Origin of the sequence: Mesotoga sp. HF07.pep.5.2.highcov (assembly GCF_003666285.1) — a bacterium.
GTDB classification, from domain to species: Bacteria; Thermotogota; Thermotogae; order Petrotogales; family Kosmotogaceae; genus Mesotoga; species Mesotoga prima.
This window is the reverse complement of sequence record NZ_JFHJ01000350.1, coordinates 1-8,111: the sequence shown is the minus strand read 5'-3', so window position 1 is coordinate 8,111 and position 8,111 is coordinate 1. Positions and strand designations below refer to the sequence as shown.

The window sequence follows — 8,111 nt, the reverse complement described above, 5'->3', positions numbered from 1 at the left end:
GCGGATACTACTTCTTGATGGGCCTTGCAGGTGGGCTCGCCCCGGTATACGGTTTCTTCCTTGCAGGTAGCAGCGCGATTCAAATCGCCTCGGAAACGGGGCCGTTTGCCAGAGTCTCCCCTTCCACCGGCTTGTGGATTCTCCTTCTGGCCGGTTATGTGGTCGTCTTTGCGGCAAGAAGGAAACTGAAGGATAAGAGGATACTGTCGTCACTGCTCGTTCTGATCCCAATCGCTTCGTTCGCAGTTCTTCTCGGCTCCGGTCATCTCAGGGAGCTAGCGATCATGAAGGAGTACGCAAACAGGAGCGACAGGTTTCTCGAAGAGACTGTACGGCATCTTCTGATCGCCGGCGGAGCCGTAGTGGCTGGGGTGATAATCGGAGTGCCCCTTGGAGTGGCGGCCAACAGCTTGCCAAAGGTCGAGAAACCGGTCTTTGGTGTGGTGAATTTCATACAGACGATTCCGAGCATAGCGCTTTTCGGGCTTCTCATAGCGCCGCTGTCGTATCTCTCTCGGAGTCTCCCCTTCCTGAGGGAGCTCGGGATAACGGGAGTCGGCTGGGCGCCAGCTATGATAGCCCTCGTTCTCTATTCACTCCTTCCTATCGTTAGAAATACTTACTCGAGTCTGAAAGTCATTCCGGCCGATACGGTTGAGGCCGCCAGGGCCATGGGGATGAGCAGGTTGCAGGTCCTAGGAAAGGTGGAGATTCCGATCTCGCTGCCGGTAGTTCTTGCAGGAGTAAGAACGGCGGCCGTCCAGGCGGTGGGCAATACGACGATGGCCGCGCTCATTGGAGCCGGGGGTCTTGGGGTCTTCGTTTTTCAGGGTCTTGGCCAGGCCGCCATGGATCTCGTACTTCTCGGAGCGTTGCCGATCGTGGCGCTTGCCCTGATAGTCGATTCTCTTATGCAATTGTTGATAGCTATTCTGACGCCCAGAGGGCTCGTTTCGGAGGTGGCCGATGATTAGATTCGAGAATGTCACGAAGGAATACGATGAAGAGACCGTAGCTGTGAGAGATATAACATTCGAAATACCCTCGAGAGAGCTCACCGTTCTTATTGGGCCGTCTGGGTGCGGTAAGACGACGACTCTCAAGATGATAAACAGAATCGTTAAACCTAGCGGCGGCAGGATCCTCATCGATGGAGAAGATGTGAAGGAAATGGATGTCATGAGTCTAAGAAGAGGGATAGGCTACGTCATCCAGAACGTAGGTCTCTTTCCACATATGTCCGTGAAGGATAACATCGCGACCGTTCCCAAACTGCTGAAATGGGAAAAATCGAAGATAGAGAGAAGGGTAAGCGAACTGCTCGAATTAGTCGGGCTTGAGCCGAGGTCCTACGCAAACAAGCTCCCCAAAGAGCTTTCGGGAGGGGAAGCCCAGAGAGTGGGCGTCGCGAGAGCGCTTGCGGCCGACCCGCCGATAATCCTTATGGATGAACCTTTCGGGGCGGTCGATCCCCTAACGAGGGTGAGACTGCAGGACGAGTTCGCCAGGATTCAAGAGGAGCTTCATAAGACGATAGTCTTCGTAACTCACGATATAGACGAGGCGATAAGGCTTGCCGACAGGATTGCGGTCATGAGGGCGGGAAGGATACTTCAGTTCGATACCCCCGAAGAGATTCTGGCAAGACCTAAAGAGAAGTTCGTTCACGATTTCATGGGGTCCGACAGGGCCCTAAAGAGGCTCTCCAGAATACCGGTCACAGAATACATAGAAAAGTGCGAGACGATAGACGTCGACGGCAACTGGGACCAGCTTGGTATGACGAAAGAGGAGTTCATCTGGGCGCTGGATGAAGATAGGAGACTTGTCGGTTGGGTGGATGTCTCGCATTCAAACAGGGAGTTGCCCATCAGGGAGGCATTGACTGAAATGCTCGAGGAGGAGGTTTTGAGCCCCGACAGCACTGTCAAAGAGGCGCTTTCTAGGATGCTTGAGAGCGGTACAGTGGCACTCCCCGTCGTGGAGAAATCGGGACGCTTTCTCGGTCAGATAAGCCTAGCGAAGATTCAGGAGTTGACGAGAAGTGACAGGGAAGAATAGCAGACTTTCGTCATGGATCTTTCTGGGGATCTTTCTGCTGGCGTTCATTCTCCTCATTTCCAACATGGCTTTATGGGAGAACTTTCTAGGCTGGCTCTTTCCGGAAGAGAGGGAGGTCCTCCACCCGAGAGGAACCCTGCTTGAACTCGTGGCAGAACATATGTGGATGGTCCTTGTCTCGAGCGGACTTGCCACGATTATCGGCATATCGATTGGGGTATTGGTCACGCGGCCGATGGGGAGACAGTATCTGCCGCTTGTGTCGAACCTGAGCTCTCTTGGCCAGACCTTTCCGCCCGTCGCAGTGCTGGCTCTCGCCGTTCCCCTACTCGGCTTTGGATTCAAGCCGACAGTGGCCGCTCTGCTTCTCTACGGACTTCTGCCTATAGTGAGGAACACGATTGCCGGCATCGAGAACATTCCTCCCGATGTTCGCGAAGCCGCATACGGTATGGGGATGTCTTCATGGCAGGCGCTGTTCAAAGTGGAATTCCCACTTGCGCTGAAGGTCATAATGTCGGGAATAAGGATATCCGTGGTGATAAACATCGGCACAGCGACTGTCGGTGCAACGATAGGGGCAGGAGGGTTGGGATCGCCCATCATCGCAGGACTCGTTGCGGAGAATCCCGCCTTTGTGCTCGAGGGGGCTATTCCGGCGGCTCTTCTCGCCTTTTCGGTAGACGCATTTCTGGGGAATTTAGAGAAGACTATATCGTCGGGATGACTGCGGACCTGTCGTTAACTAATGATAATCTATTTGCCGGTCTTCGTCGTTGTTTATAGTGGCGGATTTCTCTCCGGCAGACGGGTGCGGAACAGCCATCTTGCCGCTTACGAAAAGTTCGCCCAGAGCCCTCACATCTCTTCCCGTAGGATTCTGGAAGACCCGGAGACCGAAGTGTGGCAGTGCGGCGAAGACGTGATCGAAGATGTCCGACTGCAAAGCTTCGTAGTTCACCCAAGAAGTATCGCTGCTGAAGGCGTATATTTCCAGAGGAAGCCCGGTGTCGGTTGGCTGAAGCTGCCTTACCATGATTATCATGTTCTTGTTCGTTCCCGGGAGATTTCTCAGATATGCCATGAGATAGGCCCTGAAGGTTCCAATGTTGGTCATTTTCCTGCCGTTGACGGGTTCGCTCACATCTACATTGTTTTTCTTGTTGAATTCCTCTATCTCTTTCTTTTTGCTTTCCAGATAGGGTCTGAGGATCTCGATCCTGTAAAGCCTTTCGTAAAGCTCGTCGTCGAGAAAGCGAATCGACGAGGTGTCAATGAAGACCGATCTCTTTATCCTTCTTCCTCCGGCCTGAAACATTCCCTTCCAGTTCTTGAAGGATTCCGAGATTATCGCGTAGGAGGGGATGGTGGTGATCGTTTTGTCCCAGTTCTGGATCCTGATTGTGGTAAGCGTTATGTCTATAACGTCTCCGTCGGCCTGAAATTTCGGAACCTCTATCCAGTCGCCTATGCTGACGAGATTGTTCTTCGAAATCTGTATGCTTGCGACGAGTCCTAGAAGCGAGTCGCGGAAGACTACCAGCAGAACTGCCGTCATCGCTCCGATCCCGCTAAGGATTCCCCATGGAGAGATTCCAGTCAGCACTGATACCGCAATAACCCCGGCCACAATGTAGACCATGATCTTCACTACGGTAATATAGCTCTTTATAGGTTTGTCTTTTGAGGTTTCAAGGGACTGATAGGCGCTCGTCAAGACGTCCAGGAAGGAGTCTATCACGACGGCGACGATGAATATTAGATACGTGGCGACCAGTTTGTAGATCAAGTCCTCTATCGCGGGGAATGCCCGGGCGAAGAGAGCGATAACTATTGCCGGTATCATCAGTGCTATCTTGTAGAGAAGTCTGTGCTTGATTAAATAATCGTCCCACTTGAACGCGGACCTTCTCACAATGATTTCTATGGGCTTGATCAGCAGCTTCTCGAAGAGGAATTTCGAGAGAAAGGCCACGACTACCATTATTATTCCGACAACTATATTGGCAAGTACCAAGTCGAAAGTCTCGCTGAGTCCGAGCGCCGAAAACCACCCGGCAAAGATGTCTATCACCTGATCGCCTCCAGAGACAATGATAACATCACTGGATCGACACAGCTACTTTTACGGCGTTCTGGGTAAGTCTGACTCTTGATAATTGCGGGAGCCTTCCCCCAAAGATTAGTCGGTACAGAGGGTTACAGAGATCGCCACAATGTCGTAAAATAGTGTATTGGAGGTGAGTGAGTTGAAATGTCCCGAATGCTACTCTAGTGATAACAGGGCGACGCCGCTTAAGAATCCCGAAGACTGCCTGTCGAACCATGTTCAATACATCTGTTCCACTTGTGGCAGGGCGATTTGCATGGAGGGCGATGAAAGAGAAAAACACGGTCCCTTATCCTCCTTCGGTTCTTTCAATGACGCAATGCTTTACCTCCGGGCAGCCGAGGCATTATTCAACGGGCCTTGCGGCATCTACGAATTGACTGACGGTGCGAAAGTCTTCTATAAGATCTTCAAGGATAAAGACGGACTGATGAACTACCTGCTGGAGAACCCGGAGAAGAGGTGTCCTTTGGGAGAAGCGCTTCACGAAACAGAGGAATTCAGGCCGGTGGTTGAAGGTCAGATCCGGAGGCTGGACAAGGAAGAGGTCGAAGAGTATCTGAGAGAGAAAGAAGAAGTTGATGACTAGCTTCGAGACAGTCTTTATTCTCGTTGTCTATGGAATCGCTTTCTTCGAACTCTTTTTGCTGTCCCTAAACTTCAGAAATGCGAAACTCTCGAAGGTCTCACTTCCAGACAACTTGCGAGACGTCTTCAGCGATGATCTCATAGAAAAGTCTGTGGAATATTCAAGGGCGAAGAGTCTTTTTGTTATCGTTTCGTCTGTTGTCAACCTTGTAGCGCTTAGCATTGGAATTTTCTGGGGATTCGGAGTAATCGAATCTCTTTCGATGAAGTTGGCCGAAGGTTTTGCGCTGCGTGGCCTCATCTTTTTCTCCTTAATCGCCTCGATTTACTTTTTTATCTCTCTCCCCTTTTCGATATACTCGACTTTCGTCCTGGAGAACAGATATGGATTCAATCGAACAACACCGAAAACATTCGTTTCGGACAAGATAAAAGAGATCCTTCTTGCGGCCGGGATCGGCCTCCCACTCGTATATCTTGCCCTCCTTGCGATTGATTCCTTCGAATACTGGTGGGTCTATCTGCTGATAGGCGTCGTTGGATTCGAGATACTTACTCAGTTGATATTCCCGACAGTGATCCTGCCGCTTTTCTACAAACTGAAGCCGCTTGAAGATGAAAACCTTGCAAAAAGGATAAGAGAAATTGCGGACAAGGCAGGATTCGGAGTCAAGTCGATCCTTGTCATGGACGCCTCGAGGAAGACGGGCCACACAAACGCCTTTTTCACGGGTATAGGCAGGGCAAAGAGAATTGTTCTGTACGACAGCCTCCTGGAAAAGCACAGTTCAGAGGAGATAGAGGCGATCTTTGCCCATGAGGCCGGCCACTTCAAGCGCAAACACATTCTCAAGGGGATGCTCATATCCAACGCGGTCGCAATATTCGCAGTGGTTCTTCTGTGGATGATGGTCGAAAGCGATACCGTCGCTGGTATTTTCGGTGTCTCAGAGAAATACGCGATTCTGCTTTATGCCGGGATCTTCCTGTCTTCGATCTTCACGGTTCTGGACTGGATAGACTCGTTCATAAGCAGAAAGTGGGAATTCGAGGCCGACAGTTATGCGGCAATGATTACAGGCGATACCCAACCGATGATAAGAGCTTTGAAGAACCTATCCGTATCTAATTTGTCTAACCTCAGCCCGCATCCTTTGTATGCAGCACTATATTACTCGCATCCGCCCTCGTGGGAGCGAATTGAAAAACTCAACGGAATAGTCTCTAATATAGATGAAAGAAAGAGTAGGGGGTGAGAACTTGAAACTGAAGTTCATTAACGGTGTTACGCCCGTGAACAGGCTTGAATGGATCGAAGAGTACCTTGGTCTTCCATTCGAACTCTTCTGCAAGCACGACGAGTTGACTGGCTTCATCACGAGCGGCAACAAAATCAGAAAGCTCGAGTATCTTCTGAAAGATGCTCTGGAAAAGAAGGCAGACACCGTCTTCACCTGCGGGGGAATTCAGTCGAACCACTGCAGGGCGACGGCGATGGCGGCGAGATCGCTCGGAATGCAGCCGGTACTCTTCCTCAGGGGGAGGCCGATGGAGATTCCTCAAGGGAACGTCCTTTTAGATACCATGGTGGGAAGCGACATTCATTATGTGACCAAGGAGGAGTATTCGAGAATAGACGAGATCTTCGCCAAGAAGAAGGAAGAGTACGAGAATAAGGGAAGGAAGGTTTACCTGATCCCGGAGGGCGGTTCAAACGCGCTGGGAGCGAGAGGTTACGTGGACGCCGTGAAAGAACTCTCTGGCCAGATCAATCTCGACGGAGTTGAAGCCATCTTCACTGCAGTTGGCAGCGCCGGAACCTATGCGGGAATTCTGGCAGGGCTAAGAATACTTGGCTACAACACCGGAGTCATAGGAATAAACGTTACGAAGGACCCTTCTTCAATTTTCGTGGAAAAGACAAAGAGACTAATAGGCGAGATGAGGGAGTACGAAATAGACGTATCGATAGATGACGGCGAGATCGAGATAGTCGACGACTTCTCGGGCCCTGCTTATGCCGTGCCTTCGGAAGAGGATATAGAGCTTATAAAGAGCCTTGCCAGGGAGAGAGCCTTCTTCCTTGACCCCGTCTATACGGCGAAAGCTTCAGGGGAATGCTTCAGATCTCAAGGGAAAGGTTTGCCGGGAAGAGAGTTGTTTTCATCCATACTGGTGGATTGTTCAAGCTGTTCGACAATCCGGCCACTTATGTAAAGTAAAGCCCTGCATCGCAGGGCTTTATATTTTATTCAGGTTGTTCAGTCTGTCAAGAAACTTGTCGACGTTCTCCCTGAATCTCTTTATTTTGACCTCCGCTGTTTTCAGGTATTCGAGGCCGGCCCTTGTGATCTTGTAGTTCTTCTTTGCCGGGCCTGCGTCTTCAGTATCCCATTCGGAAGTTATGAGTCCCATTTCTTCCAGGCTGCCCAACACACGATAGAGGCTTCCCATTTGACCGACACCAAAGATCGGTATCTCGAAATCGTTGATTCTAGAAGAAAGCTCATAACCATGCGCAGGCTTTTCGGCGATGAGAAGAAGCAGATACAGTTCAATCCAGGATCTGCCCATCCCCATTCTTCTTCCCCTCATATTTCTCATGCCGTACTCCATGTCATTAATTAGTGATTGTGGAACTTCCCGTGGTCTTCGGGCTCGTATTCAATACTGGAAAGTTCACCTTCGATGTAAGTTTTTACGAGCTCTTCTACAGTCCCACTGGCTCCTGTAATCGCATGTACGCCAAGAGTTTCGAAGAACTGCCTCGCCCGGCCGCCCATGCCTCTCGTTATGATCACATCGGCGCCTTTACTCTTCACATAACCCGGAATTTCACCAGGCTCGTGCTGTTCAAAGGGATTTACCTCGATTTCGTGAGAGACAATTTCGTTGTTCTCAACAGTCACGAATGCAAAGAACGGAGAGTGACCGAAATGCTCCGATATATGTGACTGGAGTCCTTTGTTATCAATTGTTGGAATAGCTATCTTCACAAACCAACCTCCTTGCATATATTCAACTACCATATATTATAGCATCTGAATTGGACTGGATTCTGACATCATCGACGATCTAGGTTCAACTGTCATTTTAGGAAGGCACAAAACAGCAGCCCTCCGCTTAAGCAATTGTGAGAGAATCTTCATGGATGAGGTCCGGCATGAAGAAGACGCTTGCTTTTTTGATAATTGCGGCATTGTGTGTTACTGCGCTTGCGAATGGTTTGCTGGTCGTAACTTTGAAGGACGGTTCAGTCTACGAATTCTACCTCGATGAAATCGAGAGTCTAGTATACGTTGCGGAAGACGAATTGCCCCTTGAACCTAAGTACATGAGTTTCGAAAAACTT

The 8,111-nt window shown here is 50.2% G+C and carries 8 protein-coding genes and 2 pseudogenes; 7 read left to right on the top strand and 3 right to left on the bottom strand.

Annotated features, from left to right (window positions below; translation table 11 throughout):
* The 3 genes from BG32_RS07580 to BG32_RS07570 all read left to right on the top strand — a co-directional run.
* On the top strand, nt 1–974 hold a 974-nt coding region (locus BG32_RS07580; RefSeq protein WP_147434879.1), incomplete at its 5' end, for an ABC transporter permease.
* Entirely contained in the window at nt 967–2,061 is a 1,095-nt protein-coding gene (locus tag BG32_RS07575) for an ABC transporter ATP-binding protein (protein ID WP_121526641.1), read from the top strand. The genes BG32_RS07580 and BG32_RS07575, both read left to right, overlap by 8 nt.
* Nucleotides 2,045–2,788, top strand: coding sequence for an ABC transporter permease (locus BG32_RS07570; RefSeq protein WP_014731808.1), 744 nt, complete (start codon nt 2,045–2,047; stop codon nt 2,786–2,788). The genes BG32_RS07575 and BG32_RS07570 overlap by 17 nt, the downstream gene beginning before the upstream one ends.
* Nucleotides 2,789–2,806: 18 nt before the next feature.
* On the opposite strand, the gene BG32_RS07565 is transcribed toward BG32_RS07570, so the two are convergent.
* Nucleotides 2,807–4,135, bottom strand: a complete 1,329-nt coding sequence (locus tag BG32_RS07565) for a mechanosensitive ion channel family protein (protein ID WP_014731807.1) — start codon at nt 4,133–4,135, stop codon at nt 2,807–2,809.
* Between the two features lie 175 nt (nt 4,136–4,310).
* Here BG32_RS07565 and BG32_RS07560 point away from each other — a divergent pair, with 175 nt between their 5' ends.
* From BG32_RS07560 to BG32_RS07550, 3 genes and pseudogenes are all read left to right on the top strand, one after another.
* Nucleotides 4,311–4,760 (top strand): hypothetical protein, encoded by a 450-nt coding sequence (locus BG32_RS07560; RefSeq protein ID WP_014731806.1) that lies wholly within the window; start codon nt 4,311–4,313, stop codon nt 4,758–4,760.
* Nucleotides 4,753–6,015: a M48 family metallopeptidase gene (locus BG32_RS07555; protein WP_014731805.1), complete on the top strand. Its 1,263-nt coding sequence runs from the start codon at nt 4,753–4,755 to the stop codon at nt 6,013–6,015. Before BG32_RS07560 ends, BG32_RS07555 begins: the two co-directional genes overlap by 8 nt.
* A pseudogene (locus tag BG32_RS07550) lies at nt 5,993–6,981 on the top strand (1-aminocyclopropane-1-carboxylate deaminase/D-cysteine desulfhydrase). The gene BG32_RS07555 and the pseudogene BG32_RS07550 overlap by 23 nt, the downstream one beginning before the upstream one ends.
* Before the next feature lie 19 nt (nt 6,982–7,000).
* Here BG32_RS07550 and BG32_RS07545 read toward each other — a convergent pair.
* Nucleotides 7,001–7,363, bottom strand: a complete 363-nt coding sequence (locus tag BG32_RS07545) for a PadR family transcriptional regulator (RefSeq protein WP_014731803.1) — start codon at nt 7,361–7,363, stop codon at nt 7,001–7,003.
* A 20-nt stretch (nt 7,364–7,383) separates the two neighbouring features.
* Entirely contained in the window at nt 7,384–7,755 is a 372-nt protein-coding gene (locus BG32_RS07540; RefSeq protein ID WP_006489851.1) for a NifB/NifX family molybdenum-iron cluster-binding protein, read from the bottom strand.
* Between the two features lie 167 nt (nt 7,756–7,922).
* Here BG32_RS07540 and BG32_RS07535 point away from each other — a divergent pair.
* Nucleotides 7,923–8,111: pseudogene (locus BG32_RS07535) on the top strand (hypothetical protein); the annotation flags it as partial.

Excerpts from the sequence above, each read along its gene's own strand:
- BG32_RS07575 (WP_121526641.1), top strand. The coding sequence starts at position 967 with ATGATTAGATTCGAGAATGTCACGAAGGAATACGATGAAGAGACCGTA.
- BG32_RS07555 (WP_014731805.1), top strand. The coding sequence starts at position 4,753 with ATGACTAGCTTCGAGACAGTCTTTATTCTCGTTGTCTATGGAATCGCT.
- BG32_RS07545 (WP_014731803.1), bottom strand. The coding sequence starts at position 7,363 with ATGAGAAATATGAGGGGAAGAAGAATGGGGATGGGCAGATCCTGGATT.